This window comes from Ruminococcus flavefaciens 007c (assembly GCF_000571935.1).
GTDB lineage: Bacteria > Bacillota > Clostridia > Oscillospirales > Ruminococcaceae > Ruminococcus > Ruminococcus flavefaciens_F.
In genome coordinates this window covers 209043-233379 of record NZ_ATAX01000028.1, presented here as the reverse complement: position 1 = coordinate 233379, position 24337 = coordinate 209043, and the positions used below count along the sequence as shown (strand labels likewise).

General features: G+C 49.0%; 29 protein-coding genes and 1 pseudogene. 1 reads left to right on the top strand and 29 read right to left on the bottom strand.

Features of this window, described 5'->3' with window-relative positions:
• Window positions 1–42: 42 nt before the first annotated feature.
• The gene (locus RF007C_RS11920) at window positions 43–585 is read right to left on the bottom strand and encodes a hypothetical protein (protein WP_037300049.1); all 543 of its coding nucleotides are present in this window, start codon (window positions 583–585) and stop codon (window positions 43–45) included.
• A 108-nt stretch (window positions 586–693) separates the two neighbouring features.
• On the opposite strand from RF007C_RS11920, the gene spoIVB reads away from it, so the two are divergent.
• The gene (gene spoIVB, locus RF007C_RS11915) at window positions 694–1920 is read left to right on the top strand and encodes a SpoIVB peptidase (protein WP_037300047.1); all 1227 of its coding nucleotides are present in this window, start codon (window positions 694–696) and stop codon (window positions 1918–1920) included.
• Window positions 1921–1981: 61 nt separating this feature from the next.
• Here the strand turns inward: spoIVB and RF007C_RS11910 are convergent, their stop codons facing one another.
• The 28 genes and pseudogenes from RF007C_RS11910 to RF007C_RS11780 all read right to left on the bottom strand — a co-directional run bounded on the left by RF007C_RS11910 (window position 1982) and on the right by RF007C_RS11780 (window position 24335).
• Window positions 1982–2254, bottom strand: a complete 273-nt coding sequence (locus RF007C_RS11910) for an HPr family phosphocarrier protein (RefSeq protein ID WP_019679940.1) — start codon at window positions 2252–2254, stop codon at window positions 1982–1984.
• A 364-nt stretch (window positions 2255–2618) separates the two neighbouring features.
• Complete coding sequence (trmD, locus tag RF007C_RS11905; RefSeq protein WP_037300045.1) at window positions 2619–3317, bottom strand: tRNA (guanosine(37)-N1)-methyltransferase TrmD; 699 nt, start codon at window positions 3315–3317, stop codon at window positions 2619–2621.
• Between the two features lie 50 nt (window positions 3318–3367).
• Entirely contained in the window at window positions 3368–4090 is a 723-nt protein-coding gene (locus tag RF007C_RS11900) for a hypothetical protein (protein WP_037300042.1), read from the bottom strand.
• 57 nt (window positions 4091–4147) lie between these two features.
• Window positions 4148–4726, bottom strand: a complete 579-nt coding sequence (locus RF007C_RS11895) for a hypothetical protein (protein WP_430344449.1) — start codon at window positions 4724–4726, stop codon at window positions 4148–4150.
• A 1-nt stretch (window position 4727) separates the two neighbouring features.
• Window positions 4728–5231: a ribosome maturation factor RimM gene (gene rimM, locus RF007C_RS11890; RefSeq protein ID WP_019679944.1), complete on the bottom strand. Its 504-nt coding sequence runs from the start codon at window positions 5229–5231 to the stop codon at window positions 4728–4730.
• Window positions 5232–5244: 13 nt separating this feature from the next.
• Window positions 5245–6009: a hypothetical protein gene (locus RF007C_RS11885; RefSeq protein WP_037300040.1), complete on the bottom strand. Its 765-nt coding sequence runs from the start codon at window positions 6007–6009 to the stop codon at window positions 5245–5247.
• A 47-nt stretch (window positions 6010–6056) separates the two neighbouring features.
• Complete coding sequence (locus RF007C_RS11880) at window positions 6057–6662, bottom strand: helix-turn-helix domain-containing protein (protein ID WP_037300039.1); 606 nt, start codon at window positions 6660–6662, stop codon at window positions 6057–6059.
• A gap of 305 nt (window positions 6663–6967) precedes the next feature.
• Window positions 6968–8407 (bottom strand): adenylosuccinate lyase, encoded by a 1440-nt coding sequence (gene purB / locus RF007C_RS11875; RefSeq protein ID WP_037300037.1) that lies wholly within the window; start codon window positions 8405–8407, stop codon window positions 6968–6970.
• A 208-nt stretch (window positions 8408–8615) separates the two neighbouring features.
• Window positions 8616–9278, bottom strand: a complete 663-nt coding sequence (locus RF007C_RS11870; RefSeq protein WP_037300036.1) for a hypothetical protein — start codon at window positions 9276–9278, stop codon at window positions 8616–8618.
• A 30-nt stretch (window positions 9279–9308) separates the two neighbouring features.
• Window positions 9309–9680, bottom strand: a complete 372-nt coding sequence (locus RF007C_RS11865; protein ID WP_037300034.1) for a hypothetical protein — start codon at window positions 9678–9680, stop codon at window positions 9309–9311.
• A gap of 108 nt (window positions 9681–9788) precedes the next feature.
• Window positions 9789–10379, bottom strand: coding sequence for a hypothetical protein (locus RF007C_RS11860; RefSeq protein ID WP_037300032.1), 591 nt, complete (start codon window positions 10377–10379; stop codon window positions 9789–9791).
• A 66-nt stretch (window positions 10380–10445) separates the two neighbouring features.
• A complete protein-coding gene (locus RF007C_RS11855) occupies window positions 10446–10679 on the bottom strand; it encodes a hypothetical protein (RefSeq protein ID WP_037300030.1) in 234 nt (77 codons plus the stop codon).
• Between the two features lie 18 nt (window positions 10680–10697).
• Window positions 10698–11465: a PP2C family protein-serine/threonine phosphatase gene (locus tag RF007C_RS11850; protein ID WP_037300027.1), complete on the bottom strand. Its 768-nt coding sequence runs from the start codon at window positions 11463–11465 to the stop codon at window positions 10698–10700.
• Window positions 11466–11488: 23 nt separating this feature from the next.
• On the bottom strand, window positions 11489–12619 hold the full coding sequence (locus RF007C_RS11845; protein WP_152537168.1) for an FHA domain-containing protein: 1131 nt from the start codon (window positions 12617–12619) through the stop codon (window positions 11489–11491).
• A gap of 320 nt (window positions 12620–12939) precedes the next feature.
• Complete coding sequence (secF, locus tag RF007C_RS11840) at window positions 12940–13920, bottom strand: protein translocase subunit SecF (RefSeq protein ID WP_019679954.1); 981 nt, start codon at window positions 13918–13920, stop codon at window positions 12940–12942.
• Window positions 13917–15335 (bottom strand): protein translocase subunit SecD, encoded by a 1419-nt coding sequence (gene secD / locus RF007C_RS11835; protein ID WP_430344448.1) that lies wholly within the window; start codon window positions 15333–15335, stop codon window positions 13917–13919. The genes secF and secD overlap by 4 nt, the downstream gene beginning before the upstream one ends.
• Window positions 15336–15633: 298 nt before the next feature.
• Window positions 15634–16044 carry a F0F1 ATP synthase subunit epsilon gene (locus tag RF007C_RS11830; protein WP_037300021.1) on the bottom strand — a complete coding sequence of 137 codons (411 nt, stop codon included), beginning with the start codon at window positions 16042–16044 and terminating at the stop codon, window positions 15634–15636.
• 15 nt (window positions 16045–16059) lie between these two features.
• Entirely contained in the window at window positions 16060–17454 is a 1395-nt protein-coding gene (gene atpD / locus RF007C_RS11825) for a F0F1 ATP synthase subunit beta (RefSeq protein ID WP_037300019.1), read from the bottom strand.
• 121 nt (window positions 17455–17575) lie between these two features.
• Window positions 17576–18082: a hypothetical protein gene (locus RF007C_RS11820; RefSeq protein ID WP_037300018.1), complete on the bottom strand. Its 507-nt coding sequence runs from the start codon at window positions 18080–18082 to the stop codon at window positions 17576–17578.
• A 4-nt stretch (window positions 18083–18086) separates the two neighbouring features.
• Window positions 18087–18995, bottom strand: coding sequence for an ATP synthase F1 subunit gamma (gene atpG / locus RF007C_RS11815; protein ID WP_019679959.1), 909 nt, complete (start codon window positions 18993–18995; stop codon window positions 18087–18089).
• Window positions 18996–19009: 14 nt separating this feature from the next.
• Window positions 19010–20515 (bottom strand): F0F1 ATP synthase subunit alpha, encoded by a 1506-nt coding sequence (atpA, locus tag RF007C_RS11810; protein ID WP_430344451.1) that lies wholly within the window; start codon window positions 20513–20515, stop codon window positions 19010–19012.
• Between the two features lie 45 nt (window positions 20516–20560).
• Window positions 20561–21040, bottom strand: a pseudogene (atpH, locus tag RF007C_RS18325) (ATP synthase F1 subunit delta); the annotation flags it as partial.
• The gene (gene atpF, locus RF007C_RS11805; protein ID WP_051456652.1) at window positions 21037–21525 is read right to left on the bottom strand and encodes a F0F1 ATP synthase subunit B; all 489 of its coding nucleotides are present in this window, start codon (window positions 21523–21525) and stop codon (window positions 21037–21039) included. The gene atpF and the pseudogene atpH, both read right to left, overlap by 4 nt.
• Window positions 21526–21564: 39 nt before the next feature.
• A complete protein-coding gene (atpE, locus tag RF007C_RS11800; protein ID WP_037300013.1) occupies window positions 21565–21792 on the bottom strand; it encodes an ATP synthase F0 subunit C in 228 nt (75 codons plus the stop codon).
• A gap of 24 nt (window positions 21793–21816) precedes the next feature.
• Entirely contained in the window at window positions 21817–22044 is a 228-nt protein-coding gene (gene atpE / locus RF007C_RS11795; protein WP_037300013.1) for an ATP synthase F0 subunit C, read from the bottom strand.
• A 2-nt stretch (window positions 22045–22046) separates the two neighbouring features.
• A complete protein-coding gene (locus RF007C_RS11790) occupies window positions 22047–22784 on the bottom strand; it encodes a F0F1 ATP synthase subunit A (protein WP_051456651.1) in 738 nt (245 codons plus the stop codon).
• 214 nt (window positions 22785–22998) lie between these two features.
• On the bottom strand, window positions 22999–23343 hold the full coding sequence (locus tag RF007C_RS11785) for a hypothetical protein (protein ID WP_430344447.1): 345 nt from the start codon (window positions 23341–23343) through the stop codon (window positions 22999–23001).
• A 56-nt stretch (window positions 23344–23399) separates the two neighbouring features.
• Complete coding sequence (locus RF007C_RS11780) at window positions 23400–24335, bottom strand: GDP-mannose 4,6-dehydratase (protein ID WP_037300011.1); 936 nt, start codon at window positions 24333–24335, stop codon at window positions 23400–23402.
• Window positions 24336–24337 lie beyond the last annotated feature (2 nt).

Here is a 24337-nt window from a genome sequence, read left to right as displayed (position 1 = left end):
AAAAAAGGACGGGATTCCCGTCCTTAAAAGCTTATAATATGATCATGGCACATCGTCCGTAACAGACGGTGCGGGAGCGTTTTTTTCAGCTTCCGCGGCTGCTTTTTTCAGGCGGCGCTGTTCCATTGCCTCATATGACATAAAATGCACTGCCGCGATAATTACAGTCAGCACTGCGGGGAGCGCACAGGGAAGTATCCTTCCCGTATACATACCGCTTATGGGATGAAGGGTGTATTTATCCGTCCAGCCGAAGCTGTCAGCGTGGTCGGTGAGCTTTTTCAGCATAGTCATGCAGAGTATAAAGCCTGTTCCGGAGAAAACTGCCGAGAGTATATCGCAGAGGCTCCTGCGGAAAAAGCACAGAATGGTGCCTGCTGTCATCATTGCCGCGGCAGCTATGAGGAATATCCCTGTTTTTGTTATTTCCTCGCCGTAGCTCAAGCGGTTGCGTATAAGTCCCGCACCCGAGAGCACGGGCATCGCGCACGAGTACCACAGGCACAGCAGCAAAGTTATTATTTTAAGGACCGCCCAAAACGCGGAATTGCGGCGAGGCGGTTTTTCCTGATTTTTCCTGCTCATAAATTTACTCCATATGTAGTTTTCGGCTGTACGAAATTCTCATTTATAATGCAGTCCGGCCGAAGCATAATATAATTGTTCCGTCAGGAACGCGAAAGGAAAAGAAAAATGTTGTTGAAAAGAAAGATCGCAAAAGCGGCTGCGGTATTATTATCTGCCGCTTTTCTTGGATTATTCGGGACGGCGGGGTATTATTCCTCACAGCTGCCCGATGTTATAACTGCCGATACTTCGGCAGAAATAAAAATAGCGGGATTTCCCGAGCTAAGCTGTTATCCCGATCCCGATGCGGCTGTTCCTGCCGCGCAGACCTGTTCAGGCACGGAAAGGGTAACTTTTTCGCTTTTCGGGGCGATTCCCGTTAAAAATGTGGAGATACGCAGAGCCGAAGCGCCTGTATTTGCGGTAGGCGGCAGACCTTTCGGCATAAAGCTCCTGATGGAGGGCGTGATGGTCACGGGACTCGGTGACGTTGAGGCTGAGGACGGTGTTCTGTCCTGTCCTGCCGAAAAGGCAGGTATACGGAAGGGCGACGTCATACGCCTTGCGGACGGTGTGGGACTGACCTCCAACGATCAGCTTCAGGAGCTTATTTCTTCGTCGGAAGGGCGGGCGATAGAGCTGTCTGCTGAGCGTGACGGCGAAAGCTTCACTGCTGTGCTGCGGCCTGTGTATTCGAGAAAAAGCTGCGGCTGGAAGGGCGGTATGTGGGTGCGCGACAGCATCGCAGGCATAGGTACTATGACCTTCTTTGACTGTGAGACAGGTGCTTTTGCGGGGCTCGGCCATCCCATATGCGATTCCGATACAGGAGGCATAGTTCCTGTCCACAGCGGCGAGGCAGTCCCTGTTGAGATAACCGAGGCTCGGCGGGGAGCCAGAGGCATACCCGGAGAGCTTCGCGGAAAATTCGTCCCGAATAAGAGCTTCGGCACGCTTGACTGCAACAGGACGAGCGGTATCTACGGACATCTTACAAAGGGAGCGCTCGAGGAGCTTTCAGAGTCCGCCGAGACATTTACCATGGCCTACAGGCAGGAGATAACCGTTGGTCCTGCGGAGATATATGCCACGGTATCGGGAGAAGCTCCCGAAAGGTACGCTGCCGAGATAGTCAGTGTGGACTACGGAAGCACAGGCTCTTCAAAGAATATGGTGATACGCATCACCGACGACAGGCTGCTTGACGCCATAGGCGGCATAGTTCAGGGTATGAGCGGCAGTCCCGTCATACAGAACGGCAAGCTTGCAGGTGCGGTGACTCATGTATTTGTAGCCGATCCCACCCGCGGATACGGGATATTCGCGGAAAATATGGCGGAAGGTCTTGGATAGGACTTCCTGAAATAAAAGCGGGCGTTACATTCGTAACGCCCCAAGTATTTGTTTTGATTGATTATCTGTTTTCTTCGCTGAAGCCGCTGTCTACGAGCTCAATAAGAGCATCTACAGCTGCCTTCTCGTCAGCTCCGTCAGCGATAACCTTTACATTTGTACCGCCTACGATACCGAGAGAAAGAATTCCGAGCAGGCTCTTAGCGTTTACTCTGCGTTCTTCTTTTTCGATCCAGATTGATGACTTGAACTCATTAGCCTTCTGAATAAAGAAGGTTGCAGGTCTTGCATGAAGTCCAACCTGATTCTTAACCATTACTTCTCTTACAAACATATACAACTCTCCTATTCTCTGTATTACAGCCCCTCTCAACAGGACTGTGTTGCCGTTTGCAAATTGATTCACTTGCTGATATCATTATACAATCATTTTCTCACCTCGTCAACGGATTTTTGCGATTATGATCCATGTTTTCGCTAAATTCTACATTTAGATTAAATGTGAATGAAATTTTATCAGCTTGCTTGTTTATTATCACCACAAAAAAATGTTGACAGTAATTGTTGAAAGTGCATATTATTCAACACAAGAATATAGCCATTTCTTCTAAACGGAGAAAGCATTTTTTTATATACAGCCAGTTAATATGTGGAACAGCAATAAAAGAAAAAGAGAAAATGACCAAAGCAATTTTTGGTCATTTATTTTCTGCGTTATATTTAGCTAAAAGATCAGGTCTTCTTTCAGCTGTCAGTTTCAGACTCTGCTCGTGCCGCCAGTTCTCTATGTTCTTATGGTGCCCCGAGAGAAGCACAGGCGGCACGGCCTCGCCCTCCCAGACCTCGGGACGGGTATACTGAGGGTACTCAAGGAGTCCGCTGTATATGCTCTCATCGGTAAAGCATACCTCGTCGGAGAGTACGCCCTCGCACATACGGGCAACTGTATCGGCTACAACCATTGCGGGAAGCTCGCCGCCTGTGAGTACATAATCGCCGATAGAGAGCTCCTCGTCAACGATCTTGTCGATGACGCGCTGGTCTACGCCCTCATAGTGGCCGCATATGATAAGGATATTATCCATTCCGGAAAGCTCCACGGCTCTTTTCTGGTCGAAGATCCGGCCCTTCGGGGACATATATATGGTATGGGGCTTTGTGCCCAGCTCCTGACATACAGCCTTGTAGCAGTTGTATATAGGTTCGCACTGCATCACCATTCCCATGCCTCCGCCGTAGGGAGTATCGTCAACGCGGCGGTGCTTGTCCAAGGTGTATTCCCTTATCTGGCGGCAGTGCAGGCTTATTTTTCCTGCCCTGCGTGCTCTGCCGACTATGCTCTCGCTGAGGACGGCTTCACACATTTCGGGGAAAAGTGTAGCTATTTCTATATGCATGGTATTTCTCCTTTTGAATAATTGAGGACCGCATAAGCGGTCCTGTAATATCATTCGGTAAGCTTTATACTCTCTGAAATGGCAAGTATTTCATTCCAGTCGGTAACGCTGAGCTCTATGGTATAGTGTCTGTGATTGTTTTTATCGGGGTAGATATTGATAACAGCGGTCTTTTCGCTGGGCATTTCCACAGTTTTCATGAAGCCCTTGTAGCCGACGCCGTCGCCGGAGTAGTACCTTACAGGGCAGTTGAGCCCCATGAATTCCTCATTTTTAAGGCTCATCAGCTTATAGAAGGTCTTGGCGTTTTTCATGTCGTGAATATCGAAATCCTCCATAGTCAGCGACATTATGAGACGTACAAACTCGTGATTCGTCTCGGGAGGAGTCTTTCCGACCTTTTTACAGTAACTGTTCAGAGCTTCATGGGTAATACCTGTCCTGTCCAGAAAATCGTAATTATCGCCGAGAGTCTCGGTTTTTACGTGTATGGTATGGCTCTTGTCCTCATTTTCCCAGAGCGCCTCGTTTTTATCCTCTGTACGTACAGCCTCCATATCGTTCCATGCGGTTATGCGTATGCCGAGGTTAGAGTAATCGGCATAGTCTGCAGGCAGCGGCGCAAGGTCAGCGGGGACCTCGGAGTATATACTGTCAAGGAGCTTGAATTCGTGTGTACATTTATAACGGTAGGGTATCCCTGGGAAGAAATAAGCGCAGATACCTATAGCTATGACGATGAGTAAAAACAGTATTCCTAAGATTTTTTTCATTTGGGGTGCCTCCTTTTAGCTGTGTACAGCTGTTTTTCTTTTGTTCTACATTATTATTTATATCTCTTTTCTGTGCATAAGGTGTATGCCTATATGGCCGATGCCGAGTATTATTGCTGCTGCAATAAGAAAGACATTGCAGGCGTAAACTCCCAGAAGGAGCACGGCAAAAACAGGCAGGGAAGCTCCTGCCAGGGGGAATCCGCAGTAATCCGAGTACATATCCGCAAGGGTATGACTGCTTCGGAAATATTTTATCCAGTAAAGCTCGTAAAGCACCATGAGCACCAGTGCTGTTAAAAGATAGCCTGTACGCGGCGAAGCCGAAAGCCTGTCCAACCGCCTGTCTGTCAGCACCAGTACGGATACCAGCACTTCGCCGGTGCGTTCAAGTGCAAGAAGCACTTTGTTTTCATGCTTTGAAGCTTCCTCGTAGCCGTCGGGCTGCATTTTGCTCCATATGATATTTGGTATGAACAGCATGACCAGGAAAACGATACCTGTTACGGAAATGTCCCATTTCGGCAAGCGGAAATATTCCTTCAATACATCTCCGCAGGTCATGCACGACCACAGGGCGATAGCTGCAAAGACAGCTGCCAGCGCCGAGAACGCTGCTATATTGCTTTTTCGCATATCAGTCGAAAAGGCCGTCAAGAGGGCGTATGGTCATAATGCCTTCATCAATGTCGGTAGAAATTACAACGTCGCCGATAGCGGGCACAAGGTATTCCCTTTCCTCGCCCTTTATGACATAGACGTCGTTGGCGCCTGTCTGCATGACATCGGCTATCCTGCCGTAAACCTGCTGTGTATCGGCGTCACGTACCTCAAGACCGATGAGGTCCTGAATGAAATAGGTGTCATCGTCAAGCTCCAGATCATCGCGGTGCATATAAAGCACCTTATTGCGGAGCTTTTCCGCAGCTTCGGGAGTATCGATGCCCTCGATCTTGGCGATAACTGTATTTTTGAACACTCTGGAGCGCTCGATGAACACTTCCTCATGGTTTTTTCCTATAAAAAGCCTGTCGAACTCCGCGAGGAGCTCGGGGCTGTCGGTGTAAGGCATTATCTTCACTTCACCGCGTATACCGTGGGTGGTGACGATCTTGCCTGCTTCGAGATATTCCTTTTTCATTGCTTTTCCTTTATTATTCAAGCTCTATGGAGCTGATTATCTTCCTTGCCGTTGTTTCGTCGGAGCATTTTATGGTCGCCGTGAAATGTTCGTTCTCATTTCCGTCGGGAAATATATTTACCGTCCATGTGTTCCCGTCGAAGCCGGAATACATTATCCGTCCGATATAGGCGTAGAAGCCTTTGCCTTTGGTTTTCCACATGGTCTCCATTTTTACGGATTCATCTTTTGAATCGGCAACATCAAGGAAAACCTTCCTGTCTCTGCCCCGCAGCTTCAGACAGTCCTTTGCGGTTACGTCGTCTCTCATATACCACAGCATACGGAGATTCAGCCCGTACTGCGGAGGCTCGATACCGATAGCCTTGTAGAAATGTCTGTAATCCTCTTCACTGAATTCATATTCGTTCCACACATCATATTCCGAGCCGAGAGTTTCCTCCGAATTTTTAAGCAGCTCCTCCTGTGCTTTGTAATTGAGATTAAGAACAAAAACAGTGGATTTATCCTTTGCACGGTAGGCATTCGGTTCAGCGCCTTCAATAGGGGAATAAGCCTCCCAGTCTGAGGGAGTACTGAATCTTACACCTCTGAGGGTATGGCTCACATAGTCGCCGGGGATATCCGATTTTTCAAATTCTGGGATCCTTTCGTCGATATGTTCGTATTTAAGCTTGACCTTTAAATATGTGGGAAGTCCGGGAAAGAATATGGATATTGCAAGCGCCGATATCAGCAGAAAGCCGATAATTCCGCCTATAGTGAGAGCTTTTTTCATGGTATCTCCTGTGTTCGGTAGGGGCGGATATTATCCGCCCGATAAATTCAATGAGTAAGTCTGCGCTTGCAGTAGGAACGCTTGCCGCACTTGGGGCAGGTAAGCTTCCTTCTTGTGATGGTATGGGGACCTGCAATATATGCGATACCCGAGGGAACAAAACGTGTTCCGCAGTGTTTGCACTCGTAAGTGCCGGCGGTCATATCCTCGATGGCTGCAACGGCTATTCCGCCGATCATAACTATAATGCCTATGGCTAAGAGCAGACCTCTCTGCCACGCTGCCATATCGAATACGCCTGAAACGACTATGAGCGTACAGCCTGCGAGTATGCCTGTGGCTCCTGCAATGACAGAAACGATTATCTTTCTGATGCTTTCTTCTTTTTCACGCATGATATTCATAATATTTTCCTCCGCTTTCTTCTTGTAGTCCTCATCGGGGATACGTTCGCCCGTGAGGAGCTCATTGACATTGATACCCAGCTTTTCACAGAGTGGCAGCATAAGGGATACCTCCGGCATACCCTTGCCTGTCTCCCACTTGGAGACTGTCTTATCACTGATAAGGAGTTCATCACCAAGCTGTTTCTGTGTAAGTCCTTTTTCTTTTCTCATCTGAGATATGAATTTACCGATCTTGACCTGATCCATTCATTGTTCCTCCCTTCTGAGAAAAGTGTATCATGCTGCGGAGAAAAAGTACACCCATGAGCCGTAGAATTATGTTTTAAAGCGGAGTCTACGCTTCGTAGAGTGCGTGAAATAGGCGAGTCTGAGCCTTCAGCCCTTAACTCGGCCTTTATCTTACGGGCGGAAAATATCCGCCCTGTAAATGGCTTGGGACGTCGAGAACGCCGTCTCCTACAATTCACCGTAAACGATGTACGGGTAACGTTTTCAATAATAGTGAGCGAGTTTACCAGCGCCAACGTGACAAGTCAGCGCGGGCTCCGCACTTAGTTCTTCATTTCAAAGCTTTCGCCGAGGATATCTTTGTTAGCTTCGAGGATAGGCTTGATGCACTCGGCAAGGAATTCGTCCACCTGCTGAGAGCTTCTGCCTGTGTAGTTCTCGGGCTTGAGAACGGCGTCAAGCTCCTCCTTTGTTACCATAAACATGGGATCGGCTTCGATGAGCTCGCAGAGGTTATTGTCCAGACCTTTTACCTTAACGTTAGCGCCTGCCTCCATGGAGTAATCCATGATACGGTCGTGGAGCTCCTGACGGTTTCCGCCCTTCTTTACGGCGTCCATCATGATGTTCTCACTGGCCATGAAGGGAAGCTCGGCCATTACGCGGCGGCGTATCATTTCGGGATATACCACGATGCCGTTTGTAACGTTCATCATGATATTGAGGATAGCGTCAACGCCGAGGAATGCCTCGGCAACGCTGATCCGCTTGTTAGCGGAGTCGTCGAGAGTTCTCTCGAACCACTGGGTACCTGCTGTGAATGCAGGATTGAGGCTGTCTATCATTACGTAGCGTGCGAGGGAGGTTATTCTCTCACAGCGCATGGGGTTGCGCTTGTAAGCCATTGCGGAAGAACCGATCTGCTTCTTCTCGCGGGGCTCCTCCATTTCCTTGAAGGACTGGAGTATACGCATATCATTGGAGAACTTGCTTGCAGACTGTGCAATATCGCTGAGGAGCTCCAGCACCTTTGAGTCTACCTTACGTGAGTAGGTCTGACCTGATACGGGGACAACTGCGTCGAAGCCCATTTCTTCTGCGATCATCTGCTCCAGCTTCTTGATCTTGTCAGTGTCTCCCTCAAAGAGCTCCATGAATGAAGCCTGAGTGCCTGTTGTGCCCTTTGAGCCGAGGAGCTTCAGTGTGGACATACGGTATTCGAGATCCTGGAAGTCCATGAGGAGCTCATTGAGCCAGAGAGTAGCTCTCTTGCCGACGGTGGTGAGCTGAGCGGGCTGAAGATGGGTATATGCAAGGCAGGGGAGGCTCTTATACTCGTCTGCGAACTTTGCCAGGTTGTTCATAACGTTTATGAGCTTTCTGCGGACTATTTTAAGCGCATCGCGCATGATGATAACGTCTGTGTTATCGCCTACATAGCATGATGTAGCGCCCAGGTGTATGATACCTGCGGCATCGGGACAAGCCTGACCGTAGGTGAAAACGTGAGCCATAACGTCGTGGCGTGTGATCTTTTCGCGCTCGGCAGCCATTTCATAGTCAACATCGTTGATATGCTCCTCGAGCTGCTTTACCTGAGCCTCGGTAACGGGAAGTCCGAGTTTCATTTCTGCTCTTGCCAGAGCCACCCAGAGCTTTCTCCATGTGGTGAACTTCTTGTCTGCCGAGAAAACGTACTGCATTTCCTCACTGGCATAACGTGTACAGAATGGGCTTTCGTAGCTGTTTATATTACCGCTCATTGAAATGTTCTCCTTTGAATTCATTTGCGTTCCCCGAATGTAGCTCGGGGCAATAACCGCTGTATGGCGGTTATTGCAGACACATTAATTATATCATCATACTTCTCTCATGTCAATAAAAAAGGCGGCTTGCAAGCCGCCTTTCTTTACAGAAAATTTTGTTCATTTTCTGTGAAAAATACCCATGTCCGGAATATGTGGGATATATTCAGATGCAGTCCATTCCCGCAGGGGGACCGCCGTCCTTGGATTTTGCGCTCAGGTCTGATGGAAGGCTTATATCTGCCATGGAATCCGAAGCAGTTCTCTGGCGTCTTTCCATTTCCGCCTGAAAGGGATCCTTGATCCTGGACTGTCTTATATCCATTTCCTGATCGAAGAAGCGCTCGTTGAACTGCGGGAATCCGTCAGCCTCCTCCAGTTTATGGTATGTCATGTTGGTAATGAAGTTCAATACCGCAACCGAGCCGATGATAAGCAGTATGATCAGGTGTCCGACAGAGCATTTTCCCATTATCCTGAACTTGAAGAAGCCTGCGTCCTCATAGGGAGCCAGCTTGACAAGCAGGAACTGATTTGTAAACAGCACTATGAATAAGAATATTATCATCAGGTCGTGCTTGTGGTAGAAGCTTCGCCATGCAAGGAAAGCCAGCAGGGGACATACAATAAGCGCGTCAACAAAGGGTATGAATGAACCTGTGATAAATGCAAAGCCTATGGTAACGGGAATGTATATCAGCAGCGGTACGAAGTAGAGAATACCCATGGTGTTGTAGCGTTTGGTGCATTTGTTCATCAAAGCGCGGTTATGGGCGAATTCCTGTGCTCTGATATTCCTGTTGCGAGCAAGATCGTTGGGATTTGTCATAGTATTACCTCCCCTGAGAGACGTATCTCATCAGTATACTCCCTTGTCCATTTTCCTTGCCATGAGGCAGTATGCAACGGAGAGAACCAGAGAGAATACAGCAGTTCCCTTGTTGTCCGAGAGAACGAAGGATACTATATTCAGTATCATGAGTACAAATGAGATCTTGAAGCACATATCGTATTTGCCTCTGAGACCGCAGATAGTCATGTATATAGTAACTGCTATTGGTATGAGTGCGAAGAGAATTGCCATGACGCCTACACCGCCCATGGCAGCGTCGGCACCTGTTTTGCCCTCTGTGAGCTTGGCGGCGGCGGATAAGCCCAGCACGCCTGCAATGCCTGCGATACTGTTTACTACGAGAATAAAGATCGTAAGCACCTTGAATGCGGTTTTCATGTTTGATTTTCCTCCTATATCATTTTTTAATATGATAAACTGTCTCCTGTATTCAGGAGAGCAGAAATATCCGTATACCATGGTTTACGCGGACGCGGTCTGCATATGTCAGTGTGAATTATAAAACTGACGGCAGGCATGAAGGTAGCACTGATATGCCTGATACAGACTTACGTCCTCATCGGGATCAATGCCCGGGTTTGTCATCCATTGCTTCTGTTTCCGTTTATAGTTTGTCGCATCGTCATTGAGGCTGAAGGCTCTGCCCGAATCAAGATAAAAAATGAGCCGCGAACGCATTCGGACCTTTTTATCGGCTGCGGCGTATTTGTACAGCAGTGAATCCGATCTCTGTTTGCGTTCGGTGTTGTCCCTCGTACATTCGTAATGAGTGTACTTTGTATCGGCTATCTCATCAAAACGGAGCGTTTTCTGTCTCAGCAGCATCTTTATCCTGACATGATCGTCGTTTATGATAACTTTTGTACCGAATATACGCTCGAGGAGATACAGTAATACGAATATGACCTCAGCAGCGGCACAAAGAATGAATATACCTCCGAGTATCAGTACAGGTGCGGCAGACTCGGCAGTTATTCCCATGATGAGAAAGATCAGGAGCGCAGCTGCAAAAACGCAGGCAGGGATAATGATCCCGCGGCGCAGAAAGTTGGTTATGTGGTTTATCCTGAATTCCATATCAGCTTCCTCCGCTCATAAGAGTAATAGGTGTTATTGATTTATTTCCGGCACACGGCTGCCGTGTCAGACTATCCTGTCAGAGGTATGTATTATAACTGTATTTTCCATCAGCTCGAAACCCTCTGCAGCAGCAGCCGCAGATACGCTGCTTATGCTCTCGGCGGCCGAGTTTATCTGCGGAGCGGCATTCCCCTTTGCCTTTCGCTCTTTCCGTGCGATAATGCTCCACATGATTATATTGATGATGACGAATACTGCCGCCGCAGCGGCGATGACCAGCATCTCATCTCTTGACATAGCATCACTCCCTTGCCGCTACATCTCAGCGCGGAAAACAGCGGCGGTGATATTATCGTTTTCGTTTCTGCTCTTGACGGTCTCTATAAGCTGCCTGAGCTGCTTCTGCATAGCGGCCTTGTTCTTTGTTTTTTCTGCCGAGAGCTCCTCATAGAGCTCTTTTTCCGTAAGAACATGGCGGAAGCCGTCGGAGCATATAAGAAAGTTGGTATTGTTTTCAAAGACGCCCAGTCTTACCTCGGGAGCTATTTCTCCCGTAACGCCCACACACTGGACAAGGGCGTTCCTTCTCGGATCGGTGAGAGCCTCCTCGGGAGTCATCCTGCCCATTTTCACAGCTCTGTTGACGAAGGTATGATCGTCGGTGACCTGGCTGAGCTTGTCCGAGATCTTGTAGATGCGGCTGTCCCCCACATGGAAGGTCATGAATTCGCTGTTTACGGCGATGAGACCTGTGGCGGTAGTGCCCAGCTGAAGGCTGTTTCTTGCGCCGTAGTCTATGAGCATGGCATTGAGCCTGCGAAGACGGCTGATGACGTTTCTTGCGGCTGTTTTCCAGTCCCAGTTGGGGAGCTCGAAGGGCAGCTCTGTATCGAACCATTCAGCGAAGCTGCGAATGACCTCGGCGCTGGCGAGCTCACCCTTTGAGAGTCCGCCCATGCCGTCGCAGACCATGACAAGAGCAGCTTTGCCCGTGGCAGTTCTGGCGGTCTTGACGCATACGCTGTCCTGATTTATTTTCTTTGAGATACCGATGTCGGTATCGCAGGCAGTAATGTAATCCATAAATATCCCCCCATAGGGCGGAATTATCCGTCTATAAAGTCGAATTCCTCATCTGAAAGCTTCAGCACATCGCCGCTTTTCAGCTTGATCTCCCTGTTCGGGAGAACGGGAGTGCCGTTTATGTATGTCCTGTTGGTGGAGTTGTTATCCTCAACGAAGCAGGAGCCGTTTCTGGTATAGATAGTAGCATGGAGACGGCTTACCGTTCTGTTCTCGGTAACGCAGAAATCTACCTTGTCCCGTTCCTTGCCTATGTGGAACACAGGTCTGTCGATATTGACCGTGACGCCTGTAGCTCGTCTTGTAAGAGTGGGATAGCTGACCTCGGGGCGTGCGAAATCCTTCTTTTTCAGCTCCGGCAGTCCCTGTCTGTTCTCCTCATTGAGAGAGGGGATTATCTTCGGCTCTGCTAGCCTGGGACCTTCGGTATGCCTGAACTGTTCCGAGCCTGCGTTTATGCCGTTGATTATGGTCTGGGCGGTACTCTGGGGACGGGGCTCTTTGGGAGCGAAGTCCGAAAGTCTCGTATCAGATGTCCTTGGAGCGGCAGAAGGTCTGCTGAATTCCGGTTTAACGGGTTTTGCAGCAGAACGTCGCTGTGGGAGCACCTCGGGAGCTTCCCTCCGGATATGCTCCATGGCTGATGATATGGTAAAGCCCTCGGCGCGGCAGACAAAATTCATGAATCCGTCCACGCTGTTGTAGTCCTCCTGAGAGTCATACTCTGCAAAGGTGGAGATGCGGCGGAGACAGTTTACCACACCGTCGTTGCAGCTCTCGTTGTACCAGAGGGGGAGATAGAACAGGTATAATTGGTTGTTTTCGGTATCAAAGGTGATGAAATCGGGATCCAGGACTATATTTTTCATATTGAATCCGCAGTTGGCAGCGGTATCAAGTATAGTCAGCAGCTGGGATACGATGGTATAATAGCGCTTTTTGTCCACACCCTGCTTCAGCACATTTATAAGAGGGACGCCCTGTGCGCCCGTATATTCGAGCTTGTCGGCGGATACGGCCTTGGGAGTGAGCCAGCCCTTGATAGAATTGTCCACGAAGTATCTGTATTCGGCTTCATTCAGCATTTCGCTGCCTGTTGTCCTGCAAAGGATGCATACGCCGCCGTTTTTTTCTGAGAATTTAAGCTTGGCCACAATACCGCCCCTTTCAATATTCTGGATTTTATTATACAATATTATGTGCGCAAAGTCAAGACGAGGGGAAGGCTTTACACCTTCCTGAAGGTAGAAAATATGCCGTTTTTCATTTTGCTTATGATACAAGCTCCGTCAGAGAGGAGGCCTTTGGCAGAACCCACAAAAACTGCACCGCGGATTTGTACAAAACACAGAACCACAAAATTAATTTTTGGAAATTCAATGGTTTTCCGTTGAATTTCAGTCCTTTTTGCGCTGTATACAGAAGGGGCACGGCATAAAAAAAGACCGCCCCGAAGGACGGTCTTTATTATAGATCACTTGCTGCTTTTTGCTTCCTTTGCTTTCTTTGCCTTCCTGTTCTTCAGCCATGACCATGTTACAGGTGCAACGAAGAGTGAGGAGAAGGTACCTGAGATAAGACCCATCATAAGCGGAACAGAGAAGCTGAGGAGCGAATCATAGCCTGTTACCTTTACAACGATGGTAACTATGAGCATAGTGCCGATAGTTGTAATGGATGTTCTTACAGAACGTGTAAGGGACTGTGTACAGCTCACATTGATAAGCTCATTAAGTGAAGCCTTAGGCATGAGCTTGCGGTTTTCTCTGATACGGTCGTAGATAACAATGGTGTTATTGATAGAGTATCCGAGGATTGTGAGTATAACGGCAACGATATTGGAATCGATATTGAAGCCGCATACTATTGTAGTAGTGAAAGCTACGAGTATATCGAGGCAGAGTGCAAAGATAGAGCATACACCTGCCGACCAGCCGCCGATGTTCTTGAAACGGATGGCGATATAGATGATAACGATGAATGCTGCGAAGAGCACTGCGATGAAGCACTTGAGGAGGAACTCACGTCCGGAAGAAGGGCTTACATCGTTTGAATCGTAGATAACGAGATCATTGTCGGGGAACTTCTCTCTGAGTGAGGAAGTGAGCTCTGTCTGTCTGTCAGCGGTAAGACCCTCATCCGAAGTGAAGGAGATGGTGATCTGTTTTCCGCCCGAATCGAGGCTCTCACCTGTTCTTACAACAACCGGGGTGCCAATGATGTCCTTGACGTTTGAAGCAACATCATTGGTATTGATGTCGCCCTGGTAGGTATAGGTGATAAGAGTACCGCCCTTGAATTCGATAGCAAGGTGGATACCTCTGATTATCGCGCCTGCCAGACATACAACGAGAACAGCAATAACTACGCCGAGGATCAGTCTTTTCTTGGAACAGAAGTCATATACCTTCTCGGGGGTAACAACGGTTTCCTTGTGAGTATTCTTCTTGCTCATTTCTCGTCACCTCCGTAAAGCTTTCTGTTTTTGAAGCACTTGAACTTGGAGAGTGATGTTACCATAAGTCTTGAAGCAAATACTCCGAAGATGAAGTTGCAGATAACACCTGCGAGCAGGGTAAATCCGAAGGAGTAAACAACGCCCTCAGCAGTAGCGCCGAATGCGAAGAAGATAGTCTTGTTGAGGATCTTCGAGAAGAAGCTGTCGGGAACACCGAAAGCTCCCATAAGGATAACGGCGATGATAACGTTTGTGATGTTACCGTCGAGGATAGCGGAGAAGGCTCTCTTGTAAGCGATCTTGATAGCCGCGTCAAGAGACTTGCCTGTTCTGAGCTCTTCCTTGATACGCTCGCCGGTGATGATATTAGCGTCAACGCCCATACCGACTGCAAGGATGATACCTGCGATACCGGGAATGGTGAGCGTAGAGCCGTTCATGAATCCGAACCAGCCTGTGATAGCTGCGATAGAGCCTGCAACCTGTCCGCAGAGCGCGATAACAGCCACGAAGCCGGGGAGTCTGTAAAGGAATATCATGTATATTGCAATGAATATGAATGCGATGAGAGCTGCAAGGAGAATAGCATCCAGTGAGCCTTCACCCATTGTAGGAGAAATGGTTCTGAAGCTCTTTGTCTCCATTTTGAAGGGGAGAGCACCTGAGTTGATCTGATCGGCGAGCTTCTTGGAAGAATCAGCGTCGAAGTTACCCGAGATCTCTGCCTGACCGCCTGTAATGGTGTTCTTAACGGTAGGAGCTGAGATCATGGTGTTATCCATCCAGATGGAGATAGGTGTATCGGAGCCTGAAAGCTCTGCTGTAGCTGCAGCGAACTTGTCGGAACCTTCCTTTGTGAGCTGAAGACCTACTGTATATTCATAATTCTTGCCGTCGTTGTCTTGTCTGAACTGTCTCTCAGCCTTTTCGATGTCGTCGCCCACGAGAACTATCTCGCCGGAGGGAACGGTATTTCCGTTCTCATCGGTAGTAGTATCCGTACCTTTGCGGAAAGTAAGCTCAGCCATTTCACCGAGCTCCTTAACAGCGGATTCGGGATCGAAGTCTGTCTCGCCGACCTGCCAAGGGAAGCGGACAATAATTCTGTCGCTCTTTTCATCGCTGTAAACCTCGTTATCGGTGATACCGAGGGATGAGAGTCTTGTCTTGATGATCGCAGTAGCAGCGTCGAGCTGAGCGAGATCGGCGTCGTATTCACCTGCGGGACCAAAAGTAACGTCAACGCCGCCCTTGATGTCGATACCAAGACGGATGTCGTCAACGCCCTTGACATAAGTGGTTCTCTTGTCGCCGAAGATCTTGTCGATACCGAATACCGACGAAACGGCGAACAGTGCGATAAAAGCAACGACAATGAAGAAAGTTGATTTGCCTGTCTTTTTCACAGTCATGCCTCCTATTATCGAACTCTTTGAGCCGATCCTCACCTGAGGGAGAAAAAGGCATGAGTTCTTTATTCCTGTCTCTTTGACAATTACAATTATTGTACTATATTTTTATAAAAAAGTCAAGTATATAAAACAAAAATATTCCTATTTCAAGAATATGCACAATTCCGTTTATTAAATTTCGGAATTATGAACAAAATACAGCAGTTAGCCCGTAGGAGTGGATATTATCCGCCCGCCGGCAGCAATGCAATGCCGAACCAATGCAAAAATGCACCCCGTATACGGAGTGCATTTGTCCTCACTTGAAATGCTTCTGTGATATTTTCAGACGGTTCATAGCGCGGTTGAGAGCAGCCTGAGTCTCATAGTACTCCTTGATGCTCTGCTTCTGCCTGAGCCTTTCCTCGGCACGTTCTCTTGCTTCCTGAGCGCGTTTTATGTCGATCTCCTCCGGGAGCTCGCAGGTATCTGCCAGTATAATGGAAGAATCGGGCATTACCTGAATAAATCCCTCGGATATGGCGGCATATTTCCACTCTCCGTCCACAAGGTATTTCAGCTCTCCCGTGGGGAGCGAGGTTACCAGGGGCTCATGTCCGGCAAGTATGCCGATAAGGCCGTCGATAGCAGTTATGACGAGATGCTCCACCTCGCCGCTGAAGAATATGCGGTCTGTGGCGATGATCTCAAGGTGAAAGGTCTTAGCCATATTCAGCCGCCTCCTTTAGTCCTCGTCCATCTGACGGGCCTTCATTATAACGTCGTCGATAGTTCCTGCCATAAGGAATGCAGACTCGGGATACTTGTCCATATCTCCGTCGATAATGGCTTTGAATCCCTCGATAGTGTCCTTGAGGGGCACGTACTTGCCCTTGAGGCCTGTGAAGTTTTCCGCAACGTTGAAGGGCTGCGAGAGGAACTTCTGTATTTTTCTTGCACGGTATACCGCCAGCTTATCGGACTCGTCAAGCTCTTCCATACCGAGGATGGCGATGATGTCCTGGAGCTCCTTGTACTTCTGGAGAAGCTCCTGAGTGCGTCTTGCCACGGTGTAGTGCTCCTCGCCCACGATCTCGGGTTCGAGGATACGTGAATTTGACTCAAGAGGATCAACGGCGGGGTAGATGCCCTGCTCGACTATCTTACGTGAAAGTACGGTAGTAGCGTCAAGGTGAGCGAAGGTTACCGCAGGTGCAGGGTCCGTAAGGTCGTCCGCAGGGACGTATACGGCCTGTACAGAGGTTATAGATCCGTTTTTCGTAGAGGTGATACGCTCCTGGAGCTCGCCGACCTCGTTTGCCAGAGTGGGCTGATAGCCAACGGCAGAGGGCATACGTCCCAGAAGGGCAGATACTTCGGAGCCTGCCTGTACGTAACGGAAGATATTGTCGATGAAGAGAAGAACGTCCTTGTGCTCACGGTCACGGAAGTATTCAGCCATGGTAAGACCTGTCTGAGCAACACGCATACGCGATCCGGGAGGCTCGTTCATCTGACCGAAAACGAGAGCGGTCTTTGCGATAACTCCCGATTCCTGCATTTCGTTCCAGAGGTCGTTTCCCTCACGTGAACGCTCTCCGACACCTGTGAATATAGAGTAGCCGCCGTGCTCGGTGGCGATATTTCTGATAAGCTCCTGTATAAGAACTGTCTTGCCGACGCCTGCGCCTCCGAAGAGACCTATCTTACCGCCCTTAGCGTAAGGAGCAATAAGGTCGATGACCTTTATGCCGGTTTCCAGTATCTCGACAACCGGGCTCTGATCCTGAAAGGTAGGAGCCTTGCGGTGGATCTCCCATTTTTCCTCGGTCTCCACGTCGCCCTTCTTGTCGATGGGCTCGCCGAGAACGTTGAACATACGTCCGAGAGTCTGCTCGCCTACGGGCACCTTGATGCAGGAGCCTGTGGGAGTGACCTCCATATTCTTGCTGAGTCCCTCGCTGGACGCCAGCATGATACAGCGCACAATGTGGTTGCCCATATGCTGAGCGACCTCCATGACGCGCTTTTTGCCGTCGATATCGACAGTGAGAGCGTCCCTTATCATAGGGAGCTTTCCCGTGCCGAACTCAACGTCTATAACAGGTCCGATGACCTGCGTTATTCTGCCTTTTTCCATTTTTTTCTCCTTTGTTTAAGAGAATTCGGGTATATCATTTTTCTGTAGGTGAGGGCGTCCTCGCCCTCCCGAAACATACATAATATTGTACCGTATAGCAGGAGCCCGAGGGCAGGCTTACCTACATTTCTTTATTATATTTGTGCAAATCGGATATTTTCGGTTTTTTATTATATTTATCCCATAATATCAGATCGGCGATCAATACCAATGCTGTCAGCGGCAGTATGATTATCAGCCAGCCCCTAAAAAAGACAGAGTGCGATAATGCCCTCATTATGGTATGATCCTTTAAAGTGTCTGCTGAAGCTATCACTGCAGCAATGAGCGTTCCGAGGCAGACCGCGCCGCTTGTGACCGCAAATACCCGATAAGGCTTCGGAGCCTTGCTGAGTTTGCCTGCAAGCCATGCCGTACCGAAGCATATGAAAAGATATATCGATATGCAGGCCAGTATGGGAAACAGCAGCGATGAGTGCTGATCCGCCAGGACCTCATTATAGAAATTGTCTGTATCAGAATTATGGTTCTCTCTGAGTTTTTCGTTCAGTCCGAAAGCACCTTCAAACGCAAAGAATGAAAAGACCAGTGCCGATATAAAAGAAAGGACTGTCAGTTTTCTGGCCATAAGCTTATTCCTCTACCGACTGCGCACCGCCGCAGACCTCGGTTATCTCCTGAGTGATAGCCGCCTGTCTTGCACGGTTGTACATAAGCGAAAGGTCCTTTATCATGTCCTTGGCGCTGGTGGTGGCGGCATCCATAGCGGTCATTCGTGACTGCTGCTCACTGCAGAACGCCTCTACCATTGCACCGTAGATTATGCCCTTTGCGTACTGTGGAATAAGGTAGTTCATTACCTCCTCGGGAGAAGGCATGAATGAAGCCTTCGGCAGCTTTTTCAGAGTACCGTCGGCAGCCTTTCCTAAGTGCTTTCTCTCAAAGGGGAGAAGACGCAGGGTTCTTGGCTCCATGATATTCGAGCTGACCATGTCGGTATATATTACGTGCACCTCGTCGAGCTCGCGGTTCTCGAACTTTTCGAGCACGAGCTCAGCGATCTCACGGGCTCTGTAAAGAGTGGGATTCTGTGTGGTATAGAGGAACTCTCCGTCAACGAAGCCCTTCTTGTCGTTCTGGATACGGCGCTGGAAGTACATTCTTCCCACCTGTCCCATGACAAAGAGGTAGCAGTTATCGATGTCGGCAGCCTCTTTGAGCTTCTGCTCGGTGAATTTGAGGATATTATGGTTGTAGCTTCCGCAGAGGCCCTTATCGCCTGTGATGACGATATATCCCTTTTTACGCTTATCCTCGGGGATATCGGCACGTCTGTCGAAGTAGAGCTGACGGGTGTGCGGAGTATGCTCCAGTACGCTCTCTATGGTGGACTGGAGCTTATAGAAGTAAGGCTCTGTACATTCAAGGGACTTCCTTGCCTTTTTCAGCTTGGAAGAGGACATGAGGTACATAGCGTTGGTTATTTTGAGTATCTGCTGTATGCTTCCGATCCTTTCGCGGATCTCTCTCATATTAGGCACAGAGGATCACCGCCTTATTCCTCGAAAGCTGTGAGTATTCTTTCGATACGTTCGGCAAGGTCGTCTGTGAGGACCTTGTTCTCCTCTATCTCGGTTATGATGTCCTGACCGTAGCTTCTTATGTAATTCATAAGATCTGTGCGGTATTCTCTCAGCTCCTTGAGGGGGATGCCCTTGAAGAAGTCGTGCTGAGCCGCATAGAGGAGTATCACCTGCTCATAGTGAGGAAGGGGATTGTAAAGAGGCTGCTTGAGCAGCTCGGTGAGCATACGGCCGTGGTCGAGGAGCTCCGTAGTGGACTGATCCAGCTCTGACGAGAACTGGGTGAATATCTCCATTTCCTTGAACTGGGCAAGGTCGATACGGAGATTTCCCGAAGCCTTCTTCATGGCCTTGGTCTGGGCAGCGCCGCCGACACGGGATACGGAAAGTCCGTAGTTTACCGCAGGACGGAGTCCCGAGTTGAAAAGCTCGCTCTCAAGGAAGATCTGACCGTCTGTGATGGATATGACGTTTGTGGGGATATAAGCCGATATATCTCCTGCCAGAGTCTCGATGATGGGGAGAGCTGTCAGTGAACCGCCGCCGTGCTCGTCGTCAAGACGGCTGGAGCGTTCGAGGAGTCTCGAATGCAAGTAGAAAACGTCTCCGGGGTAAGCCTCACGTCCGGGAGGACGGTGAAGCAGGAGGGACATGGCTCTGTAAGCTACGGCGTGCTTGGAAAGATCGTCGTAGACTATGAGTACGTCCCTGCCCTTTGACATGAAGTATTCGGCGATAGCCGTGCCCGAATAGGGGGCGATATACTGGAAAGGCGCAGGATCGCTGGCTGAAGCGCATACAACTACGGTATAATCCATAGCGCCGTACTTTTTCAGGGTATTTACTATCTGTGCGACAGTTGATGACTTCTGACCTATGGCAACATAGATACAGATAACGTCCTGTTCCTTCTGGTTGATTATGGTATCAACGGCGATGGAGGTCTTACCTGTCTGGCGGTCGCCTATGATGAGCTCACGCTGACCTCTGCCGATAGGGAACATGGAGTCTATGGCGAGTATACCTGTCTGGAGAGGCACATTTACGGGCTTACGCTCGATAACGCCGGGAGCCTCACGCTCAATGGGGAAGTAGTCGTCGGCTTTTATCTGTCCGAGGCCGTCGATAGGAGAACCCAGAGCGTCAACAACTCGGCCGAGAAGCTCGTCGCTAACGCCGATACCTGCTCTTTTGCCCGTTCTGATAACGGAGGAGCCCTCTGTAAGGCCGTGATCGTCTCCGAGAAGAACTACGCCTACTGACTTTTCCTCAAGGTTCTGAACGATGCCTCTGATACCTGTTTCAAATTCCACAAGCTCGCCGTACATAACGGAATTCATGCCGTAAACTCTTGCGATACCGTCTCCGAGGCGGGTAACGAAGCCAGTTTCGGTAGCTCCAGACTTTACCTCGAAATCGCGGACCTCTGTTTTCAGTACAGAGATAATATCGCTGTTGCTGCCTGTTTTTGCGGTCATGCCTCCGTCAACGTACTCAGCTGCCTTTGTCTGGAGGGTGTCCTTCATAAGGCGGAGGCCTGTACGGTAGCTCTTATCGTATTCAAGGTCGCCTGCATTGAGTATGAAGCCGCCGATGATGTCGGGATCATGCTTATACTCTATGTCAACGTCATCCTTGACGAATTTTTCCATGATGAACTGGCGGAGATCTGCCTGCTGAGCCTCGGTAAGAGGCGTAACATAGCGGACTACCGCCTTGATGCTTCCCTGCTTGTCTATGAGCAGATTCTCGTACTCGTCGAGTATCTCCTCAATACGTTCCGTTGCACCGCCGCGAACTGTGTTCAGCAGGAAATTATGCATGGACTGAGGGAAGAGCTTTTCGATTATACCGCGCTTCTCATCGTTGGTAACGAGAGGATTGGCGAGAGTATCTTTCACATCGGGGCAGGCCTCAAAGACCTTTCTTACAGCTGTGCAGTCTGTCTGGGAAATGTCCAGACGGACAAGCTCCTTCAGGAACTCCCTGTCTGTATCTCTCATTTGTCACCCTCCTCTTCGGAGAGGAACTTATCCACAAGCCGGCGGTTCTTCTCGTCGTCAACATTTTCGCCGATGATCTTGGAAGCAGCCTCGATAGCGAGGTCTGCGATCTCGGACTGAGCCTGACGGAGAACGCGCTTTCTCTCGTTTTCTATAGTCTTGTCGGCGTCGGCAACTATTTTTTCTGCCTCCTCCTGAGACTTCTTTATTATGGCAGCTCTTTCGGACTCGGCGTCCTCATGTGCCTTCATTATAATTTCGTTAGCCTTTTCCCTGGCCTCACTGATAGAGTCCTCGTACTGCTGGCGGAGCTCCTCTGCTTCCTCCTTGGCTTTCTGAGCGGAATCGAGGTCATTCTGTATAGTACGTGTGCGCTCTGCCTTCATTTTGTTTATAGGCTTGAAAAGGAAAATCCTCAGCAGAACAAACAGTATGATAATGTTTACAACTGCCTCGAAAATGCTCCAGAATTCAAAATCAAGCATTATTTGTCCTCCTTATGTATTTTTGTTTCGGCGAATTGTTTATTTGCTGCCGAGTATAAAGATTATAAGGAGCGCTATAACGAAGCCGTAGATAGCGGTAGCCTCTGCAAGAGCGCATCCGAGGATGAGCGAAGTTCTGATGTCGCCCTTTGCTTCGGGCTGACGGGCGATAGACTCAGTAGCCTTAGCTGTAGCGATTCCTATACCTATACCTGCGCCTGCACCTGTAAGAACGGCGATAGCAGCGCCTATTGCGATAAGTCCCATTTTAATATACCTCCATGTATGATTTTATTTGCTTCCGAGTATGAAGATTATAAGGAGCGCTATAACGAAGCCGTAGATAGCGGTAGCCTCTGCGAGAGCGCATCCGAGGATGAGCGAAGTTCTGATGTCGCCCTTTGCTTCGGGCTGACGGGCGATAGACTCGGTAGCCTTAGCTGTAGCGATTCCTATACCTATACCTGCGCCCGCACCTGTAAGAACGGCGATAGCAGCGCCTATTGCGATAAGTCCCATATTTATTTACCTCCGTGAAGTTTTTTGAGCTTTTTGACTTTTTTCCCTTCTGATTCTTCGTCCTCCAGAGCCTCAGCCAGATAAAGCGAGGTGAGGAATGCAAATACATATGCCTGAAGAAGTCCGTCGAAAAGGTCGAAGTATGCGCTTGCGACAACAGGTATACCTATTGCGGGAACACCGAGATTAGATGTGATAGCCACCTTTATGAGCTCCATAACTATGAATGCAGCCAGAACGTTACCGAAAAGTCGCATACAAAGTGAAAGCGGTCTTGTTACAAGATCCAGCAGGTTTATGGGGTTTAGCAGGCTTTTCAGCCATTTCAGCGGGCCTTTTTTGATTATGAAGGCTGCCTGTACAAGTATTATAGCCATTCCTGCCAGTGCAGCAGTTACGTTGACGTCCTTTGTGGGCGGTACGAATCCGAATACACCGATGATATTCGACACACCTATGTAGAGTATGAAAGTCTCAAGCAATGGGATATACTTTTTTCCGTTCTCTCCCACAGCACCCAAAAAGAAATTGTCGAGCCAGTTCATGAAGGATTCAAGTATACACTGTGAGCCCGTAGGCACTTTTTTAAGCTTTCTTGTAAATATTATTGAAAGCAGTACCAGTACTGCCATTATTATCCATGTTACCACACATGAATCGGCGATGGGTATATCCAGCCCAAATAAATGAAGTGTAAAGGCAGTTCGGTTGTCAATTTCTTTCATTAGCTCTTCTGCCATTAAAACACCCTCTTTCGGTACGGCATTGCGCCGGGAATAATAAAACGGAGACTGCAATTACACAAATCTCCGTTGATTGAGTCTTAATGAGGTACAGATATATGTCCTACGGACTTTTTCAAACTGCGGGGCATACCCTGTCCACACTATATAATAATATAACAAAAACACTCTGATGTCAAGACTTTGAGAAAAATTTCACATAAAATGCTGATTATTTCCCGTCGCCTTCAGCCAGCTTCACAGCGCGATCCAGACGTTCTATGGCACCCGAGTTGAGCTTTTCCGAAAGACGTACTCTGTCCAGCTCCTTTTTGAACTCTGCCAGCTCGTTGGCTATGCGTCTCATGACCTCTTCATTGCGGAGCTGCTTGTCCTCAAGAGCGCAGACTCTTTTGATAAGGTCGTTGATATTTGCAGCGAGAGCTTCGTTGGCGGCATTCTGTTTTTCGCCGAATTCCGTCAGCTTTTCTCCGGCCTTGAAGGTACCCACCTTCTCATGTCCGGTAAAGGTGAGCATTTTCTCCTTTGTAAGCTTTATATCGGACAATTTGTTCACTCCTTCTTTGTTCGTTTATCGGCAGGTGAGAGCGTATAACGCGCCCTGTCCGAGGTCTATTCTATGTTTCTCCAGTAGTTGAGGGTATCCTCGATGGTCTGCTCCATGGTTATCTGCGCAGACCAGCCCGTATCGGCGGCTATGCGCGAAACATCCGGCTCTATAAGCGGTATGTCCGAGGCTCTCATTCGGCCGGGATCCTGCTTTACCTCTATGGGCAGTCTTGCAAAGGAAAGAGCTGTATCGAGTATGAACTGTATAGGCACGGCTCTGCCCCTGCCCACATTGTAGACAGTGCCCTTCCTGCCCTTTTCGCCCAGGAGCCTGTATGCTCTGACAACATCGCGGACGTCGGTGAAATCACGCTTTGCCGAGAGATTTCCCACGCTGATGACGGGTTCCTTCATACCCTTTTCGATCTCCGCTATCTGACGGCAGAAGTCCGAGATAACGAAGATGCTGCTCTGTGCAGGTCCCGAGTGGTTGAAGGCGCGGACCATTACGATGTCCATTTTGTAAGCACGGGCGTATATCTCTCCGATCATGCCCTGACAGGCCTTTGTGGCAGCGTAGATATTGCCGGGATTAAGGGGCTCCGACTCGCCGAGAGGGCAGGACCCCTCGCGTATATAGCCGTATTCCTCACCCGAGCCTATGAGAAGTATCCTTGTATCCTGCTTCTTTGCTTCACGCAGGGCTTCAAGGACATTGATAGTACCTATCACGTTTATTTCCGCGGTGAGCTGCGGCTTTTTCCAGGATACTGCCACGGAGCTCTGGGCTGCAAGATGGTACACCACATCGGGAGCTGTTTCGTCCAGAAGCGGAGTTATATCATCTTTTCTGAGTATATCAAGTGTATGGACCGTGCAGTCTCCGCTTATGCTCTCACAGGGAAGGCAGGTCGCATGGACCTCCCAGCCTGCGGCGTTGAGCTCGCGTATGAGATAGCCTCCCACGAAGCCTGCGGCGCCTATTATCAATGCTTTCAAGG